Below are 23,446 nucleotides of genomic sequence, written 5' to 3'. Positions count from 1 at the left end.
GGTGGATATTATGAGAAGTAGATTTTCTGGTTTCTATCGACCGACTAATGAAGAGTTTAATCAACTTTGGAAAGAGTGTATCTTCGTATTTGATACAAACGTTCTGTTGCACGTATATCGATACCCACAACAAGCTAGAGAAGCCCTTATGAATATTTTTAAACATGTTAGTGATCGGACTTGGATTCCTCACCAGATTGGGCTCGAATATCATTTCAGACTTAACGAGGAAATTTCAAAACAAAATAGAGCATATGAAGATTTACAAGTATCATTAAGAAGTAAATTGGGTGAAATAGAAAACAAATTGAATCAATATTCAAGACATACAAATTTAAAAGTTGAAGTATTGGTAGACAAATTAAAGAAGGGTATCAACGAGGTATCCCAAGATTTGGTAGAACAAAAAGAAACTCATCCTGACTTAGTAGAATTAAGTAATGCATTATTAACACTTTTTGAAGGGAAAATTGGTGAGGCATACGATAGCGAAAAGTTGGAGGAAATTTATAAGGATGGGGAAAAAAGGTACGATCTAAAGGTTCCTCCTGGATATGAAGATGCTAAAAAGAAAAAGGATCATACAAAATATCATGATGGAATTCTATATCAGGATCAATATGGTGATTTAGTATTTTGGTATCAAATTATCGATAAGGCAAAAGAGATAAATAAACCAGTAATTTTAATAACTGATGACAATAAAATTGACTGGTGGCAAGAACACAAAGGAGAGACTATTGGTCCACAACCTGAATTAATCCATGAGTTCAAAAGAAAAACTAATGGATTGAAATTCTACATGTATAACAGTGAGCAATTCGTAAAATTCGCTAATCAGTACCTTGAAATTGATAAGAGTGAAACAAATATTGAACAAGTAGTTGAAGACATTAAGAAATCGAAAATAATTGCTTTAGAAGAAGATAGTGTAGAGAAAATTAGAAATAAATACTCACGGTCTTTTAAACCGAGAGAAATAAAACAAACCTCATTAGTTGAATATTCCAAGGAATATGGGGCAGTAATTAAATTAAAATCCAAGACTTTTACCAATATTGCTTTGAAGGACTTTAAAGATAACTTAAGTGATGTTTATCCAAATCAGTTTATTGAGGTTCATAAAATAAGTGAACGACAAGAGTGGATAGCAATATTAGTCGTATTTTCGAGACCAATAAAAACGAGTTTTGCAAAAATTAAAAAGTTTTTTGAAACCCACCCTGTGATTAGTCTTTACGATGTAATTGAATTTGAGATAATAGATCAAGAAAGAGAAAATACTTATAACACATTAACAAGAGAAATGGAAGTATAGAATTATCGAAGTAAGATTCTATTGGGCATTTTTCGTACAAAATCTGAACCTTTCTTATACCAAAACTAGGCTTAATCCCTGTTATTATGAGAGCATGAAAAATTGTGAATGAGCTACTTGGCTTCGGCTGGGTAGCTTTTTCTTTTGCAAAACAAACTCAATTAGCGACGGTTTAGTGCCTAGTACCTTGTCCAGTATGTCTCATATTCGAATACGCCGATCCTGCCCCAAGAGTTGTAGAGGCTTTTTTCCGGTAAGCAGGGGCAAATGCTTACTGATTGTTCTGCACCGCCTCCGAAAGTCTGTGACCGCAATAGGCGTAAGGATTGACTCGCGGCGGAGATCCCTGCCGGAGAAAGTGGGTTTTTAGTTAAAAAGTAACAGGAAAAAACTTCATTTTGACGAAATCTGTAGAAATAGGAGGAGATACGATGGAATCGAACGACAGTCAAAAAGAATTAAAATACTTCAAGAGTCTCGTGAAAACAAATTTGCTTTGGATAATCGCGATGTTTATCGCGCTTGTTGTTTTTATCATTACTTTGGTATTAGGAGATTCACAAAGAGCAGGAGAGAATTTAAGCTTCGCTTCTACAATGGTGTCGATCGTTTTAGCAGTGGTTGCAATTGTTATTACTTTAATTGACGTTGCTGGACAAAGAAAAAATATAGTTGAATTAAATGAAACTGCTGACGATCTTCAAAGTTCTGTTGCTGAAGTAAAGTCGGTAATACAGCAATATCAAACTGAAATAAAAAATATAACGGAGATGTCAGTAAGTCTAAGGGAAATGATAGATAAAAATGAAAAGTGGCGAGAAGAAGTTATTAATCAGATATCAAAACAAGATGGGCCTATATCAAAAGAAAAAATTCAAGAGATCATTACCGATACGCCTATTATTCAGTGGGCCGAAGAAAGTAGGATGTATTTAATTAGGAGTGAATTGTTAAATATAGCTAAGCTTTATTTTTCAGAAGATCCACTCATTAATACTAAAGAACTTAGAGAAATACTAAGAAAACATTGTCTTGAAGCCTTTGGCACTATTCCCCCAGAGACTGTTATTACTGAAGTAATTGCAAAATCAAAAAAGTTCAAAATCAATACGATCTAAGCGGTTTTTTCTTGGAGGTGGGTGAAATGTAGTGCGCCAGTTTGTTGACTCAGCGACAGGAGAAATATACTACACGGAGGAAGTGCTTCGCCGGTCGGACGAGATTGAAAAAGTATTTCGTCCAATAGGTTGCAGCTCAAAATTCGTGAAGATCAAATCCAGCCAAAAGGCAAAGCGACGGCTCAGAAAGCTGTCACTCGCTAAGGCTGGTTTTTTCATTCTTACTGTGTCTTAGGAAAGGACTGAATAGCATGGACATACGGAAAATTCCAGTCTCTATGATAAGAGCTGCAGAGTATAATCCACGGATCGACCTGAAGCCGGGTGAACCTGAGTACGAAAAGCTGAAACGGTCCATCGAGGAATTTGGCTATGTTGAGCCGCTTGTCTGGAATGAACGAACAGGAAACCTCGTTGGTGGCCATCAGCGTTTTAAAATTCTTATAAACGAACAGCAGGCCAAAGAGGTTGAGGTCTCAGTCGTTGATCTGGATCATACTCGGGAAAAAGCACTCAATCTGGCGCTGAACAAAATCAGGGGGGACTGGGATGAGGAAAAACTGGCCTATGTACTTGCTGAGCTACAGGAAAGTGATTTGGATATCTCACTGTCTGGTTTTGAAAATGAAGAAGTCACGGAACTACTTAGTGAATACCTAGATATCCATGTAGAGGAACCGGTCGTTGACGATGATTTCGACGTTCAGCAGGCTTTAGATGAGATCCAGGAGCCCGAGACAAAGCAGGGAGATATATGGCGACTAGGAAGGCATCTACTGATGTGTGGAGATTCTACCAGTCGACATGATGTCCAAGTTCTCATGGATGGAGTAAAGGCAGCCCTCGTTGTAACTGACCCGCCCTATAACGTTGCATTCAAGAGTGATTCTTCAGAGCTTGCTGCAGATGGTAGGGCGAGCATCATGAACGATGATATGCCAATGGAGCAATTTGAGGAGTTTCTAGGGTACACATTTCAAAACTATTCGGACCTAATGGATGACAAAGCGGCTATTTACGTATTCCATCCGTCCAGCTATCAACGTGAGTTTGAAACGAAAATGAACGAAGCAGGCATTGTGGTACGTACGCAATGTGTATGGGTAAAGAACGCAGCTACCTTTGGATTTGCTCAGTACAAGTTCAAACATGAACCAGTATTCTATGCGCATTTGAAAGGACAAGCTCCGGCATGGTACGGCGATCGCAAGCAGACTACTGTGTGGCGGTCTGGTGGTCTACTAGGTGAGCAACAAGAGCCAAATTCAGTCTGGGAGGTCTCACGTGGTGACGTCAGCAAGTACGTTCATCCTACCCAAAAGCCACTCGAATTGTTGGCAATACCGATAAGTAACAGTAGTCAGAAGAATGACATCGTTGTAGATCTCTTCGGCGGTAGCGGCTCAACACTCATGACTTGCGAACAAATGGGGCGTATCTGTAGAACCATGGAACTTGATCCAAAATTCTGTGATGTCATCAAGAGGAGGTTCTTAGAAGCAACAGGCATTGAACCTGTACTCATAAGAAGACTTGGAGAAGCTGCTTAAAATAGCAAAAGGGAGACGCGTCAACGTCCCCCTAAGCACCCGAGTCACCCCGGCTGAGATAGCGATACCTGCGGCCGCAGTAGTCATCATCACTCGCTATCTCGTCTTCCATTTTACAGGAAAGCCGAGGGTGTCACAATGAAAAACAGAAACAAATGTTCTGATTCCGATTCGGAAAACCTACTTCTTCAGCACGAGATCGAAGTGATGGAGGGAATTCTGGATACAAAAGTCCAATATAGAAAAGTCGTAAAAGCAGCAATCGGAAAGTGGGTGAAAGACTTTCAGTCAGGTGATATAGAAATTAAAACGGTTGATGATTTGAAGAAGCTGATAGAGCTTGATATCGAATTGCAGAAAGATGAATTATAACAATGGTAGAGGTAGGAAAAATGAAATAAATAGCGAAAAATGTAACAGAGAGGATGTGTTGAACGTGAACGAAGAAGAAGTTTACCATGTTCTTGTCTGTTACCATTGTGGCAACAAAACACAAATGAGGCAGATTGCCCATTTTGATAGACACGAGACAGAAAACTTTTTGGGGTTTGAAGAGCTATATTCTATTACATTTTATACGGATTGGGACTTATATCTCTGTCCAGTATGTGACAATGTAACGCTCCTTAAAACTTCAAAAAATACTGAAGAACGGGATCCACAAGATTATAGTGTAATTCCAAGAGAATCAATACTTTATCCTAACGTGTCTATTGATGACAGTGGAATACCTGAAAAAGTAAGGAAGTCATTCGAAGCTGCTTTACGAATTAAGAATGTTGAGGCAACATTATGTGCAATTGGTATTCGTCGGACCCTTGAAATGATGTGTAAAGAAAAACAGGCAAGTGGTAAGGACCTTTATCATAAATTAAAGGATTTGTCAGATAAAGGGGTTCTTCCACCTATTGTAAATGAAATGGCGTCTGTTCTTAGAGAACTAGGAAATGAGGCGGCCCACGGGGATGAAAGAGAATTCTCGGACGACTTAATCAGCTCGATGATCAAATTTACACATGTTATTCTTGACTACGTCTACAATCTTCCAGATAAGTTATCCGGTATTCAAAAGCACCTCAGTATGACTGTAGAAGGTAGTGCTGAATTAAGAGGCTCCACAGCGCTAAGAGCTGAAGGAGTAGTGGTTAATTCAGGGGACGCTGAATAGGGTGTCTTTTCCTTTTTGAAAAAACTCGTTAGGTAGATAGCATGATTGCTTTTGAGGCAGAATCAAAAGGAGTTAATCTTCTGATGTAGAATTTCTGAATATCAGGAGGGGGACATTAATGAACAGGTTCTTATCAACATCTATAATGATTATATTGGTCGTAGTAATGATAACTGGCATGATTTACGCTATAAGTGAAGACGTATATACATTAAGTAAATGGAGTGATCTAACTAAAAGCCTGTCTCAGATATATGTCACAATTGCCTTGGGGTATGCTGCTTTTGTTGCAGCAATAGCGGCAACCCTTAAACATGCCGGAAAGTTTGCTCAACATAAGAAGGACCTTTTTGGCATGATAACAGCGTTCATCTACTTTATTGTAATGAGTCTGTGGCTTTATATGGGGTCGTTTTCATATGTATTGTCATGGGTAAATATAATCCCATTTTTAGCTTCAATTTGGACTTTTATTTTTTTAAGTAGTCATTTTTTAAGAGTAGTAAGTGAAATGTTAAATATTACAGACTGATAAACAATGGGCACTCATAAAGAGTGCTTTTTTCTATCCTTAAAAACAACCCCATGAAGCGGTGAGGTGGTGGTCATGTAGATGGCGAGAAATCCCGCAAAGCAAAGATGCAAGGCAAAGAGCAAGCAAAGGGACCAACAGTGCAATAACTGGGCAAAGCCCGGCTGGGATGTGTGCCGTTTCCACGGTGCTGGAGGCGGCGCACCCAAGCGTAATACCAATGCAGTCAAGACAGGCGAATTCCAGTCGATTTGGATGGATGCCTTGACTCCAGAGCAAGCAGAGGTGCTTGATAGGATCAACCTTGATCCAGTGCAGCAGGCGGATGAAGAAATCCGTTTGTTTACATGGCGTGAGCGAGAAATGATGCTAAGCATTCGTAACCTGAAGGATGGGCTAACAGAAAAGCAGCGGCGTGTCCTTCAACAAAGAGTCGCCACAAAAGAACCAGTGCAGGTTCATGACGATAAATCTGGACAATCGAAGACGGTAGTGCTTTCTCGAAACGAATTGGTCACAACGGAAATTGAAGAGACAGAGTATCGAGCGATTGAAGATATCCTTGCGGTTGAAGAAGCACTGACAAGAGTCCAAGACAAAAAATTGAAGGCAATACAGCTCAAAGCTCAGTTGTTGAGCAATGGCGGCGGTCCTGAGAAACAGATCACCGTCCGGAGGTGGTCCCGTGACAAGTCTGGAACTTGACCTCGATCCATTCGAGGATTGGACACCTCATGAAAAACAAATTGAAGTTATGGAATGTGATGCCCGAAACGTAGTCATGAACTGCGGGCGTCGCGGTGGGAAAACGAACGTGGGAGCGCGGAAGTTTTTCGATAAAATCCTATCAGATATTGAGGCAGACAAAGGTTTGCCATACAAGCCCCCTCGCAATCTGAAAGTGATGAAGAAGCCTAAGCCAAGGCTTGAATACTGGTGTGTGTCTCCGACCTATTCCATGTCAGAGATTCAGCAGGAAGAGCTGGGAGCGGTCATTCCAGAGGAAATGATCGAGAGTTGGGATTTATCCAAGAATCGGGTGTGGCTGAAAGGGTACATTCTCATTCAGTTTAAATCTGCCGACAACCCGAAGACGTTAGTCGGTAAAGGACTGGACGGCGTGTGGCTTGATGAGGCTTCCAAGATGAAGGAGCAGACTTGGAGCGGATATCTCTCTTATGCTCTCGCTGATAAAGGCGGCTGGAGCGTTTGGACGACTACGCCAGAGGGAATGAACTGGTTTTATCATGACATCGTATTGAACGGGCAGCACACGCAGGCAGGCGGTCAACTGGACGAATATCGTAATGACCCTGAATGGTGCAATTTTTACTGGACGAGTAAGGACAATCCATTACCAGAGTTGCAAAAGAATATTCAGCGTATGATTGAAACCATGCCCAAACGATATGTTGACCGGGAGATATTCGCCCGGTTCGATGTGTTTTTTGGGCAGGTCTATGAGGAATTTGACCGTTCGATACATGTTGTACCGCGCGCGCTTTGCGAGCAGAAGTTCAAAGACGGACATTTTGTTCACATTGAGGCGGGCAAGGATTGGGGCTTTACGAACCCTGGTGTTACTCTCGTCGGGGCAATGACAGCCAACGGAGAGCTATGGATTGTTGATGCCATCTACAAGGCTCAGATGGAGATTCTTGTTCCCGGCAGCTCAGATTGCTGGGTGGCTCAAGACAAGGAACTCATGAAGAAATGGAAGATCAAGTTGTTTTGGTGCGACTCAGAGAACGCCAGCAACATAAAGACGTACCTGACCAATGGTTTGCCAGCCAGGGCAGCACAGAAGCACTTGAAAGAAGGGATACGGGCTGTCTCCATTCTGTTCAAAGTGAAGAGTGACAACGGCAGGCCAAACATTTTCATTTCTGATCACTTGAAGGAAGTCATCCAAGAGTTGACCAACTATCGTTATCCAGAGGGTACTACTGGTGATAGTGCTGAGGTGCCATTAAAAGAAAATGACCATGCAATGGATTCATTGCGATATCTGGTTTGGAACAGCAAAGTGTTCCGCCAGTTTCTTATCAGTCGTTTCAAAGTTATCCCTTGGAAAATACCTGAAAAAGACTCATGAGAAAAATGAAGGGGGTGAAAAATCATGCAAACAATGCTCTTGGAGCAGTTTTATGAAGAGAACAAAGCAAACAATTCGTGGCGGTGGGTATCAGACCTGATAAAAAAGCATCAGACGAAGGACTACTCGCTCATACGAAGGTATGTCGATGGAGACCAGGACATTCTCCACAAACAAGAGGAAAAGGGCAAGCCGAATAACAAAATCGTCTTAAATTTTGCTCGGAAAATTATCGACTTCGGTACTTCATACATTGCTAGTAACCCAATTCGCTATTCTTCCAATGAGGCAGGAGCAGACGTGGAAGATTACGTTAAAAAGCTGCAGGCTGTCCTGATGGATAACGATGAAGAGAGCTTGTCTTACGATATTATCGAGGACGGTTCGATCGATGGTGAGGTATTCGAATACTACTACTTTGACGAGGATGGACAGATTTGCATTACTGAGTTCAAAGCAGATGAGTGTATCGCTGTATATGACACGACAGTTAAAGCCAAGCTGATTGCGGTTATTCGGTACTATACGATGACGGATGTTAGCAGAAACACCAAGACTATGTTGGTTGAAGTATACGATGAAAGCGAGATTACTTACCTCCGACAAGAAGGGACTAACTTTGTTCTGGATATGAGCAGGGAACAGAATCCCGTCTCGCATAACATCACTGTCCGTGTAAAGGACCAAGATGGTAAGTTTCAGCAGAAGCCCGTTGTCCCTTGGACGCACTACGTCAATCGGCGTCGAAAACATCAGCAAAACCGCGATGATGGGATGGTTGAGGGGATGGGCGATCTTTCAGACCTGAAGCAGCTTATGGACGCGATTAACAAGGCTGTCACTGGTAAAGTAGATGTGCAGGAATATTTCAAGAATCCAAAAGTCATTTTTGAAGATTTGGACCTTGATGATCTACTCCTGTATGACGCAGAGGGAGAACTCATCACAGATGTAGAGAAGAAAAAACAGTATCTCGCTAAGATGTGGTCTACTTCTCAAATTCTTGTAGGGAAAAAAGCTGTTCCAGTTACTTGGGATCTTCAGGACACTCATGAGGAAAATACCATAAATCGGTTGATTGAAACGCTGCTTGATCAAACCGGAACACCTCACCTGCGACCTGACCAAGTGGGGACAGCTCCGTCCGGAATTGCATTGAAGATCATATTTTATCATGCCGACATTAAGGCGGGTATAAAGATGCGCCAGTACGGAAAAGGGTTTCGTAATCGAATTCGTATTCTTACTGGGATGCTGAATCAGAAATATAGAAAGCAGTGGGATTACCAAGCTGTCGATGTGAAATTCAGTAAGAACATGCCAGTGAATGTGGTGGAAATGGTGGAGATCGTGACGAAACTGGTTGGTCAGTTGTCCCATGAGGAAAGGCTGGCGCTGCTACCGTTTGTGGATGATCCGCGGGCATCTCGTGAAAAACTGCTGAAAGAACAAGACGAAGAGGCCGAACACAGAATGAAGATACTTGACCCGGATGCATTGGAAGATAAGGAGCCGGTAGATGATGACACGCCCCCAGGCGATGAAAAGAATTCAGAAGGTGACGCTGCATGAGCAGAGAGGAACGTTACCACGAGGAACTTGAAACGAGAATCGAAAAGCATGGAGTTAAATTAAAAAAGCTGTTCTCCAAAGCTAATAAAAGCATTGTACAAGAAATCACTGACCTCTACGCCCGATTTGCTGAAAGCGGAGAAGAGCTAGTGTCCTTGATTTATAATGCTGCACGCCTCGACCTTATCATGACAAGCATAAAGACCATCTTGCACACTCTCCGCATGGAAGAAGAGCAGCAGCTAAGAATTACATGGGCGGAAGAGTACAAGCTCAGCCTGTTCCATCATCTCTATTTTCTTGAACAGGATGCACAAGTCGAGGTTCGACTTCCACAGATCAATACCGGGATGGTAATTGCTGCATTGGAGCGACCATGGAAAGGCAGGCATTTTTCCAAACGGATTCGCATGCGTACTGACCTGTTGGCGGCAGCCATGGAAGATGTAATTACTCAGGGTGCAACTCAGGGATGGGGTGTGACCCGAACAGCTAAGGAGATTACGAAAAGGACATCAGAGAGTTGGTCAAGCGCCCAACGCCTTGCTCGTACAGAACTAAACCGGGCTGCTGCTCAAGGGCAAACGATGGCTTATCAAGCCAATTCAGATATTGTAAGTGAAAAGGAATTTTGTGCCACGCTGGACAAGCGGACTTCTTCTGAGTGCCGCAAGCTGGACGGCAAAAGATATCCGCTTGATTATGATACAGCCGACAATCCAGGGCGTGAGGGTGAACGCATACCTAATCATCCAAATTGCCGATCGTATTGGCGGCCTGTACTCAAATCTAAGGTCTTGGAGAAATTGGAACGACAGCGTGCTTATCGTATTGATCAGGAGAGAGGATACACCTCTGCGCGCACTTTTAAAGAGTGGGCTGACAAAAAAGGATTGGCAGCGTAACAGCACGATAAACCGTGTTGTTTTTTTATTGCCTGAAAGGAGGCGAGATCGATGTGATCAAGATTCAAGCATTTCTGGACAACGGTGAAATGAAAATCCATGCCGTTGGTCATGCGAATTATGCCGAGCATGGAAAGGACATTGTTTGCGCCGGGGTTTCTACCATCATGCAAACCGCGTTGCTGGGGATTCAAGCAATAGCACAGCAATATCCTGAACATGTTTCACTTAAAATTCAAAACGAGGAAGGGGAAGGAACCAAATGAAAAAGCTCCAATCAAACTGGACCTTTAGGATGCAACGATTTAACGACGGAGGCGGTGTTGCTGGTGATGGAGGGAATGGAGGTGGCCAAGGTGGACAGGCAGGGGATAACGGTGGTGGTACCGGAGCAGCTTCAGGTGCAAATGGGGGAGGTGGTCAAGCACCTGCAGGAGGCGATAAGGGCGGGGAAAGTAAACCTGCAGTAGCTTTCTCCTCAAAAGAGGAATACGATTCCGCCATACAAGGAGCAGTCAGTGATTTCCTCAAAGGCTTGGGCATTGAGAAAGCTGACGATCTGAAAGGGATTGTTGATTCCCATAAGCAAAAGCAAGAGGCTGAAAAAACTGCGGAACAAAAGCTGGCTGAGCGGGAAACCGACCTGAAAAACGCCAATGGCACCATCCAATCTCTCCGCATTGAAAATGCCTTCACCTTGGAGGCAATCAAACAAGGGGTCGACCCGGATAAACTGACCGATGCCATTCGTCTGGCTGATCTTTCTAAGGTCGAGGTGACGGATGCAGGCAAGGTTAAAAACCTCGACAAACATGTTACTGAGTTAATCACTTCTAAACCATGGTTGAAGGCAGATGAAACACCGCGGGGAACTACTCCTGGAGCAAAGCCACCAGCCAATCAAAAGTCTACCATTCCAAATATCTCAGACCTACGCAAATTACAGCGCATCTAAAAGGGGGCAATCATTCATGAAGAGCATGGTACTGGTAAAGCAAGCACCACTTCATTTCGATTTGCAAAGATTCAATGAGGGAGTAACGTTCAGCAGCAGTCTTAGCGGATTGATTCCGGAAGAGACATCACAAGAGATCATCAAGGATGTAGTCCGCGGTTCGGCTATTTTGAAGCTTTCTGAACTGGAACCAATGACAACAGCAACAAAAAAGATTCCAGTATTTCTGGATAAGCCTGGAGCTTACTGGGTAGGGGAGGGAGAACGTATCAAAACCTCGACAGCTTCCTGGACACAGGTTACATTGACCGCTAAGAAGCTGGCTGTCATCATTCCAATGACAAAGGAAGCGCTGGATCGCTCACGAATCGATGTGTTTGAAGAACTAAAGCCGTATATTGTTGAAGCATTCCATACTAAATTGGATGCAGCTACGATCATGGGGACGGAGTCACCGTTTACCTCTAACATCTTGGGGGCAGCTATCAATGTAGGGAACAGCTTTACTCGCGGTTCTGTCGCGGGTCAAAATCTGGCCGATGATGTAAACAATGTCATGGCACTGATTGAAGCTGATGACCAAGAGCCACGAGCGTTTACTGGGCATACCGGATTGAAGACATCCTTGCGCGGATTGAAAAATAGCCAAGGTGATCCTCTTTACCTTTCTTCTGTACGTGAAGGAGTAGCTGAGGATTCACTGTATTCGCTGCCGATTGAGTACTGCAGAAACGGTGCTTGGGACAAAACAAAAGCTGACCTGATTGCTGGTGACTTCAAAAAGGCCAAGACAGGCATTCTGAAAAATATCGAGTATGAAATCTTACGTGAGGCGACTCTTCACTCCATTACTGGAGCAGATGGGAAGCCTCTTTCTCTTGCTGAGCAAGACATGGTTGCATTGAAAGCTACGTTCCAAGTTGCGTTCCTTGTAATCAAAGAAGGGGCATTTGCTGTCCTGCGTCCTACCGGATTTGTACCTACACCTTAATTATTGAAAGGAGCAATCGTTCATGAAAAAACCAAATGATATGCTGACAATCACTGGTGGCAAGGAGAAGAAAAAAATTAAAGTGACGCGGAAAGCATTTGAAGTAGTGTACGAACCATTGGGATACAAGCTGGAAGATGACCCTGTTGCAGATGATGAGACGCCGGTGAATACCGATGGCAATTCTGACAAGTAATGAGCTGATCGGTTTTTATGCTGAATTTGCATCGTGGGAACCGAGTCGTCTTGGTCCAGTCATTCTACGGGCGAATGTTTATGTAGAGGGACAGGTGACGGTACCTGATCCTGTTCCTCTCGAATTGAAACTGGCCGTTGCAATGGTGGTCAAAGACATGGCCCAAGATCGACGATTGAGCAGTACCAAGCAAGGGGATTATCAGGAGACGTTTTCCTATGTGAGCAATGACCCTAAAGTCGAAGGTATCCTCAACAAATATCGGAAGAACAGGGGGCAGAAGCTGTGGATGATCTAACCGAATATAAGCGGCTTCTGTGCCACTCTTTTACCCTTCTGGATGTCGGGGGGGAACCTGACCCTTTCACTGGGGGAAAAGACCGCACAGAATGGCTTCCTGTTGTTCAGAAAGTGCCTTGCAGGGTGTCCGGTTCCCCCGGTCGCATTCAGAAGCTTACGGGGCGACAGACTACGCCTCAGGACTTTCTCATGCACACCTTGTACGCAAATTTAAAAGCGGGTATGCGAATCCAAATAGAACAGCCTGAATATGCTGGCAACCTGTATAAAACGGGATTATCATATCCGGTCTATGGCGCTGAAAGCTTGCATCATTACGAAGTAGTGATTACAATGATCGATCCTGTCACGGGAGAGGAACCGGAAATCTGATGGCAAAGGTAGATAAGAGAGACCTGGAGCGTATGTATAAACGCTTGAAAAAGCATCACAAACGCGAAGTACAGGTTTCTATGGATCGGGTTGCCCGAATGGCAGGTATGCAGGTGTTGCGGGGAGCTCAAGATAGGGTTCCTGTACGGGACGGGATTCTTCGCGCCTCACTGATTATTGGTAACAGGAAAAATATCTTTGACTTGGTGCTGGGTGGATTACGAGCTGAAATCACTGTAGGTACCAACCTATCGTATGCACGCTACGTGGAAGAAGGGTTTACTCAGAGGGAAGGGCAATTTGTGCCGGGATACTGGGATCGAGAAAAATTTATCTATGTCCCTGATCATCCAGACGGCATGGTATTGAAAGGGAAGCGCGTTCCCGGTGTTCACTATTTTGCAAGATCGGTAGCAGAGGTCGAGTCAATCATGGACGAGTTGGTAAAAGAAGAGCTAGATGATTTAGCAAGGAGGCTGTTTCCTGATGGGTGATGATATGCTGTCTGTACGACACTGGCTATTTTCTCTGACAGGTATCCAAACAGAGAACCTGTCTGTACCCAAGGACTTTAAACGGCCCATGTGGTTTGTAGAAGAGCCATTTCGTATTTCGGAGCCACGGCGTGCTGATGCCTACCGAGAAAAAGGGACGATGAACTTTGTTCTGATTGCAAAGGATATAGAGCAACTTACGAGGTTATCTTTGGCTGTCAGGCAAGACCTTGCAGATCGTCGATGGACTCTTCCACTCTACGGCCCTAACAGGCAACAGGTAGAGTATTTACGAGAATGTCGTTTGACCATGAGCAAGCCCGATAACCTAGATCGATCATTTGAGCTGAAATACACCGTTTATATCCCTTATACCCCGGTGGTTTACGACCCGTTAGAAGTGATTCATAGACGTTACGATGAATCATTGAGGAAAGGAGGCAAACCTCATGTCTCGCAAACAGGAGCAAGAAAAACCAACTTATAAAAAAGAGCAAATCTTGAAGGTAGCAGAGCAAAAGTTCGGGTTAAACCGAACCGAAGCAATTGCTACCTTTTTTGATGCCCCAGACGAGATGACAGTTGATCAGGCAGAGGAATTCGTGAAGAAATTCAAGGAAAGGACGGTGAAGTAAATGGCAGGACAATATCAACTAGGGGAAAACAAAGTCTTATCCGGTGTCTACTCCTTTTTGAAGTCATTCATCAAAGAGCAAACAACAATCGGCAATCGCGGAAAGCTTGCATTACCAATCGTCGCGGATTGGGGCCCAATCGGGGAATTTGTAACAGTCCGAACCAAGGCCTCCGCTGAGAAAATCTTCGGAGTCACAGAAGCGTTTAATTTGATTTGGGCAGCTAACCCTTATCCAACGGAGGTACTGCTGTACCGCGTGGCAGGGGATAATGCGGCCGTTGCAAGTGTTACTTTGAAGAGTAATGCAACTGACGTACTACTTGTGGAAGCCAAGTACAAAGGCGAGGCAGGCAACAATTTGAAAGTCGTAGTGCAGCCAAACTTGTTGGATGCTACCAAAACAGAGTTGCTGATCTATCGGGGAGCGGAGCTGGTGGACAGTCGGGCAGCGAAAACGGTGGATGAATTGGTGTTAGCTTTCAAAGACAGTGAGTTCGTGGTCTTGAAAAAGATAGCTGATACGCTTCCCGAAGCAACGGCAGGTGTAAGCCTGACTGGGGGTAACAGCGGAACAAGCATAGAGGCGACAAAATACACCGCTTATCAAAGCGCGCTGGCTACTCAAAAAGGCAAGTATAGTGTATTTACTCTTGGGATTGCTGATCCTGCCCTAAATGCGGCAGCAGAAGACTGGACTAAACAACAAAACGTGGTGGGTAATTACATCAAGTTTGTTTTCGGTGGCGATGAAACAAGGGATAAAAACAAGCAAACGATCATGAAGGCATCTACCGATGTGAACCACATGGCTGTTGTCAATGTAGGAAGTGGAGCACGTTGGAAAGGGAACACCTATGCGAGTTCAAAAATGGCAATTTACATTGCATCCCTGATGGCTTCGCTGCCCCTTAATTACACGATGGCATTGTACATTACGCCATTCGAATCTTTAACGCATGAGTGGGACCCGGATACGGACTTAATCGAAATGGTGCAAGCGGGTGTACTCATGCTAAACATGGACAATAGGCGGGTTATCATCCAGGAGCCTGTAAATACCTTGACTATTCCGGGGCCTGATCAGTCAAAAGACTACGGCAAGATTAGGGTGGCTGACACCTTTCACACGATTCTCCATGCAGAAGAGGAAGCAGGAAAGGAGTGGATTCGTCAGCAGCCAAACAGCAACAGTCCTGCCCGCCGCGCTGCCTTTTGCCAGATGATGAAGCAAGAGGTTTTCAGACCCCTTGCCACGCTGGAAGTGATCGCGAATGATTATGAGTTTATCGAAGACCCGGAGTATCACGGGGAGGACCCGATTTACACACCTGCGCGTAATGCTGGTCATTTCATTGCTGGCTTCCGCCATCAAGATGCACTCGAAAAAATTTATATCTACAACAAAGCGAAGTGAGGTGATACAGCATGAAAGAAACGTATTCTGGTACCCATGGGCATTTTTACGACCAAAATGGAAGGGAACTTCCCGAGTGCATTGGCTTCGAGCTCTCTGAGGAATTTGAGAAGGGAGAAAGTAAGAGGGCTGGGCAGCTACGTAAAAGACATCGTGTGCTTGCATCATCCGTTAGCATGACAGCTACGTTTGAACGTACATCGGATATCCAGCAACTCATCATGGAAATCGCGGCAAACCCCGAAAAGAAAGTGAATTTCATTGGGGAACTCGACGACAAAGTTGCTGGTAAGTATCGAGTTGCAGTGACTGGTTTTTGTCCTGACTCACTGTCATTAGCAAAATGGAGCCACGGTGAACTTGATGAAGATACATCCCTCGAAGGAACAGTTGACGATTACGAATTCATCTAATATATGCGGGGCGACCGCCAAAGAGGAGGCAGTGTAATGAGTGAATTTTTGACCATGGAAGAATTTTTGACGATGAATACTCAAGCCGAAGAAAAAGGGGAATGGGATTGGAAACGCAATAAAGTGAAGCTGCCGATTCGCTCTGTACCCGGCGATGTGTATTACAAAACTCGCAAGAATGCCATCAAAGTATCAGTTACTGGAAAAAAGAGCAAGGCCGAACGTAAAGTCGATTTTGATGACCTTCGCTATAAGGCTGAAATCATAATTGCCGGAATTGACACGGAACGTACCAACTTCCGTATCGACTCGCAACAGGTGCTCGCGAAGTTCGGAAAAATAGCCGCCATCGATGTCGTCCCTTGCATTTTCCGTCCAAACGAAATCGACTCGTTGTTCGAGGCGATCGCTGAAATCAGTGATTTCGCTGAAGATGAGGAGGCGGAGGAAGCAGTAAAAAACTCATAAAAGAGAGCCCTGATCTGGCTCTCTATTCTTATATTTGGCAGGAAAAAGGCATGGTGCCATCTGTAATCCTGAACTTGCCGGAACGAGAGAAACAGTTTGTACTTGTTTCAACAGCTTTGGAGATAGAGAAAAAGGCAGAACAAGCGAGAAAAATGGAAGAAGCAAAACGGCGCGGCAAGAGAAGGGGGAGATAGCGAATGGCAGTGACGACCACTTTAGAATTTCAAGATAAAATGACTCGACAGCTAGCCAATCTCCTCCGAAGTATCCGAGCACTTCTGAATGGCTTAGATGATATTGAAGATGCTGCTGAAGATGTAGAAGATATCTTGGATGATCTGCTTGACGATTTTGACCCTGGACCAATCGAAGATTTGGACGATGCGATCAGTGATGCTGAACGTGAGGCAGAACGACTCAGGCGGGAATTGGAGCGTATTCAACGAGCTGAAGATGATATTGACACCCAGGACATTTCACGATTAGAGCGCGCCTTACGTGACGCTGCTAGAGCTGGGGACCAGGCATCAGAGTCTTTGGATCATGTCGAAGCTGCGGCAGGACATTTGGAGGAAATTGGCGGACTGGCAACAGCGGGCGGCGCAGTAATTACAGCGGGATTGTCGGCCGCTGCTATTGCCGCACAAGACATGGATCAAGCTCTTGGTATTCTTCAGGCGAATGTAGGTGCTACTGACGACGAAATGATAAGCATATCCGAGTCAGCAAAAGGACTTTTCGCGACTGGTTTAGTAGAGACGCCAATGGAAGCAGCAGAGGCTTATGGACGGTTGCGTCAGTTACTAGAAGGGACGGACGAACAGATTGAGAAAGTGGCTGAAGGAGCTCTCTCTCTTGAAAAGGCGTCTTTTGGTAGTCTCGATCAAGTAAGCACTGCTAGAGCTCTGGATATGATGGAAGAACAATGGGCAACAGATCCGATTAAAGGGTTGGATATGATTACAGCAGCATATCAACGGGTAGGGGACAAGGCTGAAGATCTGCTTGATACCATTTGGGAATATTCGCCGCAATTTAAAGAAGCAGGGTTAAGTGCAGAGCAAATGATGGGCATGTTTGTAGCTGGAGCTGAGGCTGGTGCTCTGAATTTTGATAAGCTAGGTGATGCATTCAAAGAGTCGTTCGGTATTCGATTGAACAAGGCTCTGGATGAAAACGCACTGGGGTCTCTTGAGGAAATTTTCGGTGAGAAAAAGCTATTCAAAATGCTCGACCAAATCAAGGCAGGTGGCAAAGAGGCTGAGCAAGCAATTTTTGCTATTACTGCTGGGATAGCTTCTATTAAAGATCAGAAGTTGCAAGACGAAGTCTTAGGAAATGTTTTTGGAACACAGTTTGAAGATGCGGGACGGGATGCTATCAAATCTATGTTTAACGCTGGGCCACTCGAAGATTTCGCAGGAAAAACATCAGAAATAGCTGGCCAAGTTTCGAATGACTGGCAAGCGATGGCAAATGAAATGAAGTTGGCACTTTATCCGATAGGAGGCTCCGTATTAGATGTCGCAAAACCAATCGTTAGCTTGCTTGCAAAGATTGCAAAAGGGATAGGGACTTTTACACAAGAGCATCCTTTTATCACGAAGGTAGCTGTTTCATTTTTGATGGTGGTTGCAGCTCTTGCCATGATAATTGGCCCAATCGTACTGCTGGCCGGACTTTGGACACCAATTACAGTTGGATTACAAGCGGCAAGTGCAGCAATGAGTGTCTTTGGTATCTCGTCAATTACTGCATTATGGCCCATTCTCCTGATAATCGCGGCAGTCATTGCATTGATTGCTGTTGGCTGGTGGCTCTATGAAAACTGGGACATGGTCAGCGCCTATTTGGTAGCAGGGTGGGAATGCGTAAAATCAGCGGGTATTGCAATCTGGGAAGGACTCTCTGCTTACTTTGGAATGGTGATTGATTTTTGGAAAGGGCTTTTCACTGCATTTATTCAGTTTTTAACTGGCGATTGGTCAGGGGCATGGGATACCATCAAAGAAACATTCTTTAATGCTTTTACTACGATAGACGGTTGGTTTGGCGGATGGATTAGCGGGCTTTTTGAGAGTGGACAAAAGATTATTACCACAATCGTAGACGGTATTTTGTCTGCAAAGGACAAGGTAGCTGAGGCTCTTTCAAGCGTTTTTGAGTGGGCTGATCAATTCCTACCGCATTCGGATGCTGAGCTAGGTCCTTTTTCTCGCTTAACAGCTAGTGGGATGGCTATTCCTGAAACTATGGCAATCGGTGTTGAAGCTTCAGGTGATTCATTAGCTGCAGCGTTAGATAGCACTTTTAGTCAAGTTCCAAGTTATACACCTTCAATAACAAGCGGAGCTCAGGCACAGTATACAAGCCCAAATAAGCAGCCAACTTCTTTTTATATTGACTTCCGTCCCACTTTTCAAATGACTGTGCAATCAACGCTGGAGAATTCTGAGGAAGAATTAGAGAGGCTATGTGAGAAGATGGCAGATTTGCTTGCACAAAAAATAGGACACGTATTAGCAGGTACAGGTTCTATCGTACTTGAATAAGAGGAAATGTATTCTCATACGGAAGCTTCCACGTGTTATAATCTTCCATATACAACAGAATCGGCTCCTCAAGGGTGGTCGGCTCATCTCCCATGTCGGAAACGGGGGAGGTGACGCCTGTGACAGTGTTCCAAGCATTGACGTTGATGATTTCATTCGCAATGCTCGTGGTAGCGATCCTGTCTTTCCCAAAAAAGAAATAGACCTCCCTTGGGTCCAAATCCGGAGAGGTCTATCTCTAGTTAATCCTTGAGCCGCCCCCATGTAGGGAACGTCTGTTGTATAGGCCGTAGGTGCTGGAACACCTGCGGTCATTTTTAGTGTAATCCAGTTATATAACTTATATTACTGGATTTTTTCCATTACAGCAATTGTCAATCAAAATTGGACGTTTCCACTTAAATAGGCTACTAAATTTATAAAGTAGAAGCACACTCAAACGGGTGTGCTTTTTATGTTGAGAGGAGAGATATAGAAATAAGTGAAATACAAACATCTTGAGTTCTGGTTAACCTGGAGCAATAACGTTGAAAAGCTTCGTCTTCCTGTCATCCCGCCTAAAATAGCAGTAAAGATCGGGCATAGTTACATCGATATTGAACTGGTTGCCATTGGGGAATCTACTATCATCGGGGAATCAACCTTGGAAGAGTATTCTTTTTCTACGTTTTGGCCTGAGACATATGATCCGGGGTTGTGTGAATACGATGGTTTTCCGTCTCCAGAAGAATTTGTGGAGACTTTGAAACGGTGGAAAAATTCGGGTTACCCGATTCGCTTTACAGTAACAGAAAGTGAACGAGATATTATCAATGTTCCAGTGACCATACGTGATTTTAGCTACGAATGGGACGGGTTTGACATAGATTTCAAGTTGGCACTGAAAGAGTATCGTTTCGTGACCATTGAGAGTACTGAGGTGAGTATTCCTTTCCAAACAACAGGTAAAGGGAAGCGGCCGGATACAAGAAAAGCGAAGGTGTCAGCCACCAAGAAAAAAGAAGAAAAAGAATCATTGGTTGACAAGTATAATTCACAATGAAATCTTGGGCGGAAAGGTGGGAGACTGATGCTGCCAAAATTTCATTACGAGGTTCGATTCCAAAAGCCGGGTAAGCAAGCGCTTCGCCTTCCCTTCTCAGAAGCAACATGGTCTGGGAGTCGTCAGGAAGCAAAGCGTACTCTGGCTGTTAAAACCAATAATGGACGGGACCGCTTTTGGCCTGATGTGAATGTAGATGAAGGGGACCTGATACAGTTGATTTCCTTTTTGTCTGGCACTCCTCGCTCACTTTTCACAGGGATGATTGTTGACTTAGGGAGGACAGCAAAAGGAGATATCAATGCAGTAGCATATGATTTCGGCTTTTATTTACTAAATAACGATGTAGTTATGGTTTCAACAGGTGAAGCTGCCGATCAGCTTCTAAAGCGCATTTTCGCGCAACATGGCATTCCCGTTGGGGGTATCGGAGCAATGCCTGCCGTGGAAAAACAAGTCATTCGTGGAAAGAGTGTATGGGATGCAGTTGTAGACGTCCTCAATCAAGTATTTCGCTCTACTGGTGTTCGGTATTGGTGCTGGGTTGACCAAGGAAAGATTTATGTCGGAACACAGCGAGGGCAAACGATTCAGTGGAAAGTCCAGCAGGGAAGCAATCTATTAAACGCTGAACGTAAACGATCAATTGCAGACATGAGAACAGTTGTAAGAGTGGTCGGGAGCGACAGTGAATATATTTCTGTCCTGCATGATGAAGTTGATTCTATCAACGCTAAACGGTATGGACATCTTGTTAAGGTTATAGAAATTCAAGATGAAGACCGGGGAAACAAAATCATGGTGGCTAAGCAAGAATTACAGAATCTAAACCGGGTCAAGGAGCAGGCTTTGGTCACATCCTTGGGAATTGATGATGTCATTGCCGGGACAAAAATAGAAGTCTACGAGGAAATCACGAAACTGCAAGGGGTGTTTACTGTTTTCGGCGACAGCCATACGATACGACCTGGTTACCATGAAATGAAACTCGATTTGCAGATGGAGGTGAATGGAAAGTGAATGGCTTTCAAAAGCTTGCTCAAGTTCTTTCAGGTGCAAATCAAACACAAGGAGCTGGCGGGGCAAATCCACCCCCAAAGGATGTACGGATAGAGTTGGCAACTGTCATTAAGCCCCCACCAGATTTGAAAATCTTGATAGATGGTATGACAGAACCAATTGGGAAGGAGTTTATTACTGTCTTAGAACATCTGACTAGACATACACGAATTGTCACGATTACGCATCAAGAAAAAGCAGAGCGTGATCTGGGTGACATGAAAAAGGAAGATTTTTTAGACACGGATGACTTGGCTGCGCCGTTTACTTCGTTCAAACATAACTATTTGTTACTGCAATTTGAGGACGTTTTGAAATTGAACGATAAAGTACACGTGTTATCTGTGGACTCTGCCTATTACATCCTAGATAGGGTGAAACGCCCATGAGTATTTTTCCGGTTTTCCCAGTGACAGATGATAGTCCAGCACAAGAACTACGCCCCATTAAAAATGTACTTAGAACCTATAAGTTTGATTTCGAAACAGGACAGTTTCCCGTGCGACCTGACGGCAAGTCAATCATGATTGATGGAGAAGAGGCACTACTCCAAAAAGCCACAAAAGCATTACGAACTGATCGCTATATGTTTTCTATTTATTCCTCAGATTATGGGAATGAACTGAAAGAAGTGATTAGGAGTGATGGAACGAGAGCGTGGAAGCAGGCAGAGGCTAAGCGATTAGTCCGCGAGGCATTAGAATATTTGCATGGGATAGAACGTTGCGAGAGTTTCTCTTTTGAGTGGGTAAGTAACACCATGAAAATATCCTTTTTGATGATTACTGAGGAAGGGGTTTTGGAGATGAGTATCAATGTCTGAAACTGATCTTAGCTTTCTGGAAAGCTCAACCTTCCAGCAAATTTTATATGAAATGCTTCTTACCGTCCCAGAAGATCTGGACAGAAGTGAAGGTTCAATTATTTACGATGCACTTGCGCCAATTGCACTAGCCTTATTCAGACATCATAAAGAACGCGGCATGATCATTGAACAAGCTTTTGCTGTAACTGCGACGAGAAAATATCTTGAACTGATGGCAATCGATTATGGATTGCCTCTGGATAAAGACGAGCCAACAGAGGATTTGCGCAATCGTATATTACGCCATAAACGGAATCCTGAGCGCGGTGGAGCGTTACCCGACTATGAGCGCTGGGCTAGATCAATACCAGGGGTAAACTATGCGTCAGCACTAAACTTGATAAGAGGGATCGGCACCGTAGACGTAGTTGTTGGTGGCACAATCCCTGATTTACTCGAGAAGGTTCAAGAGATAATTGACCGCCGCAAGCCACCAGGTCTGGATGTAATTGTTCGACTTGTTAGTAAACAAGTAGTGAAAATTGAGTTTGCTGTTAGGGGATTAGACAAAGAAAAAGCACGTCAAGCAATACTTGCTTATACCAGTTCGATTGGGGTTGGAGGTACCTTATTTCTTGCACAGATCTTTGCGGCGCTGGTCGGAGCTGGGGCAACAGATGCTGAAATCCTTTTGCCGACATCCAGTATTACACTAAGGCCAGATGCACAAATCGATCCGGTGGTGACGATTACATGAACGAAGATCAGGTTAATGCACTGATGGCGGAGCTATCTAGTGACTATAAAAAAAGCCGGCATATGCGTGCGATTATGAGTGCGGCTTCCGGTTATTTGCCAGCAGATAGCGACATATGGAAAGCGTTTTTTCTTCATCTCATGCACAAGGAATCATTAGACCTTTGGAGGCGTGAACTAGACGCTGCCGATGATGAGGACCTACTTGCAAAGCTGAGAGCAGCTAATGGCAGGTTGACGGTTGAATCTATTCTTGCACAAGGATTTGGGCTGCAAGAATCATATCGACTGATGCCAGAAGACGGGCTAATTGCTTCCGAATCTGGATGCATGGCTGACGGCTGGGAATACGCGCCATTAACCTCCGTCATCTATACAACGCCGGAAACGCTTGGAATCGCACAGGGTATCGTCAGGTTAATGGGACTTGCTGGCTTTCGATACTTGTTTTCAATTGCTTTATCTTACAAGATCGAGTATGAACGAGGATCAGCAGGTGTTAGTGTGGACAGGTATGGAGCCATTCTTACGGTTGACCATTGGGACGATGAACTGAGCGGAAAGGAAAAGGATACAACTCTTTCGATAACACAGCATTCATTGCAAAACATAAAACATGAACGCAAGAGTTGGTGGTCTCCAAACGTATTTTTTTCGGATGATTTAACATTTGCTGACGGAGTATTTTATGTTCAGCAATCAAAGGTTACAAAAACAATATAGGGGGTGTAGGA

31 protein-coding genes are annotated in these 23,446 nt (G+C 44.1%); all 31 read left to right on the top strand.

The annotated features are described in order from the left end of the window. The first annotated feature begins 10 nt into the window (after positions 1-10). A complete protein-coding gene (locus tag BBR47_RS17820; RefSeq protein ID WP_015891825.1) occupies positions 11-1,318 on the top strand; it encodes a PIN-like domain-containing protein in 1,308 nt (435 codons plus the stop codon). Positions 1,319-1,749: 431 nt separating this feature from the next. After that, positions 1,750-2,436: a hypothetical protein gene (locus BBR47_RS17815; RefSeq protein WP_015891824.1), complete on the top strand. Its 687-nt coding sequence runs from the start codon at positions 1,750-1,752 to the stop codon at positions 2,434-2,436. Positions 2,437-2,687: 251 nt separating this feature from the next. Further along, entirely contained in the window at positions 2,688-3,986 is a 1,299-nt protein-coding gene (locus tag BBR47_RS17805; RefSeq protein WP_015891822.1) for a site-specific DNA-methyltransferase, read from the top strand. A gap of 138 nt (positions 3,987-4,124) precedes the next feature. After that, entirely contained in the window at positions 4,125-4,358 is a 234-nt protein-coding gene (locus BBR47_RS17800) for a hypothetical protein (RefSeq protein WP_015891821.1), read from the top strand. A 64-nt stretch (positions 4,359-4,422) separates the two neighbouring features. Beyond that, the gene (locus BBR47_RS17795) at positions 4,423-5,154 is read left to right on the top strand and encodes a DUF4145 domain-containing protein (protein ID WP_015891820.1); all 732 of its coding nucleotides are present in this window, start codon (positions 4,423-4,425) and stop codon (positions 5,152-5,154) included. A gap of 118 nt (positions 5,155-5,272) precedes the next feature. Then, a complete protein-coding gene (locus tag BBR47_RS17790) occupies positions 5,273-5,686 on the top strand; it encodes a hypothetical protein (protein ID WP_015891819.1) in 414 nt (137 codons plus the stop codon). An 81-nt stretch (positions 5,687-5,767) separates the two neighbouring features. Continuing rightward, on the top strand, positions 5,768-6,391 hold the full coding sequence (locus tag BBR47_RS17785) for a hypothetical protein (protein WP_015891818.1): 624 nt from the start codon (positions 5,768-5,770) through the stop codon (positions 6,389-6,391). Continuing rightward, the gene (locus tag BBR47_RS17780) at positions 6,372-7,781 is read left to right on the top strand and encodes a terminase large subunit domain-containing protein (protein ID WP_015891817.1); all 1,410 of its coding nucleotides are present in this window, start codon (positions 6,372-6,374) and stop codon (positions 7,779-7,781) included. Before BBR47_RS17785 ends, BBR47_RS17780 begins: the two co-directional genes overlap by 20 nt. Positions 7,782-7,805: 24 nt before the next feature. After that, complete coding sequence (locus tag BBR47_RS17775) at positions 7,806-9,353, top strand: phage portal protein (RefSeq protein WP_015891816.1); 1,548 nt, start codon at positions 7,806-7,808, stop codon at positions 9,351-9,353. Further along, a complete protein-coding gene (locus tag BBR47_RS17770; RefSeq protein ID WP_015891815.1) occupies positions 9,350-10,258 on the top strand; it encodes a minor capsid protein in 909 nt (302 codons plus the stop codon). Before BBR47_RS17775 ends, BBR47_RS17770 begins: the two co-directional genes overlap by 4 nt. 53 nt (positions 10,259-10,311) lie before the next feature. After that, positions 10,312-10,524, top strand: a complete 213-nt coding sequence (locus BBR47_RS17765; RefSeq protein WP_015891814.1) for a ribosomal-processing cysteine protease Prp — start codon at positions 10,312-10,314, stop codon at positions 10,522-10,524. Further along, entirely contained in the window at positions 10,521-11,213 is a 693-nt protein-coding gene (locus BBR47_RS30955; protein WP_015891813.1) for a hypothetical protein, read from the top strand. Before BBR47_RS17765 ends, BBR47_RS30955 begins: the two co-directional genes overlap by 4 nt. Before the next feature lie 16 nt (positions 11,214-11,229). Then, positions 11,230-12,204 carry a phage major capsid protein gene (locus BBR47_RS17755; RefSeq protein WP_015891812.1) on the top strand — a complete coding sequence of 325 codons (975 nt, stop codon included), beginning with the start codon at positions 11,230-11,232 and terminating at the stop codon, positions 12,202-12,204. Between the two features lie 22 nt (positions 12,205-12,226). Continuing rightward, positions 12,227-12,400 carry a hypothetical protein gene (locus BBR47_RS31300; RefSeq protein ID WP_015891811.1) on the top strand — a complete coding sequence of 58 codons (174 nt, stop codon included), beginning with the start codon at positions 12,227-12,229 and terminating at the stop codon, positions 12,398-12,400. Next, positions 12,381-12,698, top strand: coding sequence for a DNA-packaging protein (locus tag BBR47_RS17750; RefSeq protein ID WP_015891810.1), 318 nt, complete (start codon positions 12,381-12,383; stop codon positions 12,696-12,698). The genes BBR47_RS31300 and BBR47_RS17750 overlap by 20 nt, the downstream gene beginning before the upstream one ends. Then, on the top strand, positions 12,686-13,072 hold the full coding sequence (locus BBR47_RS17745; RefSeq protein WP_015891809.1) for a hypothetical protein: 387 nt from the start codon (positions 12,686-12,688) through the stop codon (positions 13,070-13,072). The genes BBR47_RS17750 and BBR47_RS17745 overlap by 13 nt, the downstream gene beginning before the upstream one ends. After that, positions 13,072-13,566 carry an HK97 gp10 family phage protein gene (locus tag BBR47_RS17740; protein WP_015891808.1) on the top strand — a complete coding sequence of 165 codons (495 nt, stop codon included), beginning with the start codon at positions 13,072-13,074 and terminating at the stop codon, positions 13,564-13,566. The genes BBR47_RS17745 and BBR47_RS17740 overlap by 1 nt, the downstream gene beginning before the upstream one ends. Further along, positions 13,559-14,053, top strand: a complete 495-nt coding sequence (locus tag BBR47_RS17735) for a hypothetical protein (protein WP_041749498.1) — start codon at positions 13,559-13,561, stop codon at positions 14,051-14,053. Before BBR47_RS17740 ends, BBR47_RS17735 begins: the two co-directional genes overlap by 8 nt. Beyond that, positions 14,016-14,201 (top strand): hypothetical protein, encoded by a 186-nt coding sequence (locus tag BBR47_RS17730; RefSeq protein WP_015891807.1) that lies wholly within the window; start codon positions 14,016-14,018, stop codon positions 14,199-14,201. Before BBR47_RS17735 ends, BBR47_RS17730 begins: the two co-directional genes overlap by 38 nt. Further along, entirely contained in the window at positions 14,202-15,617 is a 1,416-nt protein-coding gene (locus BBR47_RS17725; RefSeq protein ID WP_015891806.1) for a phage tail sheath N-terminal beta-sandwich domain-containing protein, read from the top strand. It begins immediately after the preceding gene. A gap of 11 nt (positions 15,618-15,628) precedes the next feature. Next, positions 15,629-16,030: a phage tail tube protein gene (locus tag BBR47_RS17720; protein ID WP_015891805.1), complete on the top strand. Its 402-nt coding sequence runs from the start codon at positions 15,629-15,631 to the stop codon at positions 16,028-16,030. Positions 16,031-16,066: 36 nt separating this feature from the next. Further along, positions 16,067-16,498 carry a phage tail assembly chaperone gene (locus BBR47_RS17715; protein WP_015891804.1) on the top strand — a complete coding sequence of 144 codons (432 nt, stop codon included), beginning with the start codon at positions 16,067-16,069 and terminating at the stop codon, positions 16,496-16,498. Positions 16,499-16,548: 50 nt separating this feature from the next. Further along, positions 16,549-16,692 (top strand): hypothetical protein, encoded by a 144-nt coding sequence (locus BBR47_RS30950; protein WP_015891803.1) that lies wholly within the window; start codon positions 16,549-16,551, stop codon positions 16,690-16,692. A 3-nt stretch (positions 16,693-16,695) separates the two neighbouring features. After that, positions 16,696-19,050: a phage tail tape measure protein gene (locus tag BBR47_RS17710; protein ID WP_015891802.1), complete on the top strand. Its 2,355-nt coding sequence runs from the start codon at positions 16,696-16,698 to the stop codon at positions 19,048-19,050. A gap of 92 nt (positions 19,051-19,142) precedes the next feature. After that, positions 19,143-19,253, top strand: coding sequence for a putative holin-like toxin (locus BBR47_RS32010; RefSeq protein WP_412678992.1), 111 nt, complete (start codon positions 19,143-19,145; stop codon positions 19,251-19,253). Positions 19,254-19,531: 278 nt separating this feature from the next. Continuing rightward, positions 19,532-20,092, top strand: a complete 561-nt coding sequence (locus BBR47_RS17700) for a hypothetical protein (protein WP_015891801.1) — start codon at positions 19,532-19,534, stop codon at positions 20,090-20,092. A 27-nt stretch (positions 20,093-20,119) separates the two neighbouring features. After that, the gene (locus BBR47_RS17695; RefSeq protein WP_015891800.1) at positions 20,120-21,112 is read left to right on the top strand and encodes an XkdQ/YqbQ family protein; all 993 of its coding nucleotides are present in this window, start codon (positions 20,120-20,122) and stop codon (positions 21,110-21,112) included. Beyond that, positions 21,109-21,540, top strand: coding sequence for a DUF2577 domain-containing protein (locus BBR47_RS17690; RefSeq protein WP_015891799.1), 432 nt, complete (start codon positions 21,109-21,111; stop codon positions 21,538-21,540). The genes BBR47_RS17695 and BBR47_RS17690 overlap by 4 nt, the downstream gene beginning before the upstream one ends. Continuing rightward, positions 21,537-21,974 (top strand): DUF2634 domain-containing protein, encoded by a 438-nt coding sequence (locus BBR47_RS17685; RefSeq protein ID WP_015891798.1) that lies wholly within the window; start codon positions 21,537-21,539, stop codon positions 21,972-21,974. Before BBR47_RS17690 ends, BBR47_RS17685 begins: the two co-directional genes overlap by 4 nt. After that, on the top strand, positions 21,967-22,713 hold the full coding sequence (locus tag BBR47_RS17680) for a baseplate J/gp47 family protein (RefSeq protein ID WP_015891797.1): 747 nt from the start codon (positions 21,967-21,969) through the stop codon (positions 22,711-22,713). Before BBR47_RS17685 ends, BBR47_RS17680 begins: the two co-directional genes overlap by 8 nt. Further along, entirely contained in the window at positions 22,710-23,435 is a 726-nt protein-coding gene (locus BBR47_RS17675) for a hypothetical protein (RefSeq protein WP_015891796.1), read from the top strand. The genes BBR47_RS17680 and BBR47_RS17675 overlap by 4 nt, the downstream gene beginning before the upstream one ends. The last annotated feature ends 11 nt before the right edge of the window (positions 23,436-23,446 follow it).

The sequence above is a fragment of the Brevibacillus brevis NBRC 100599 genome, assembly GCF_000010165.1.
Taxonomy (GTDB): Bacteria; Bacillota; Bacilli; order Brevibacillales; family Brevibacillaceae; genus Brevibacillus; species Brevibacillus brevis_D.
Note: the sequence above shows the minus strand (reverse complement) of the source record. Positions and strands in the feature narration are given on the sequence as shown.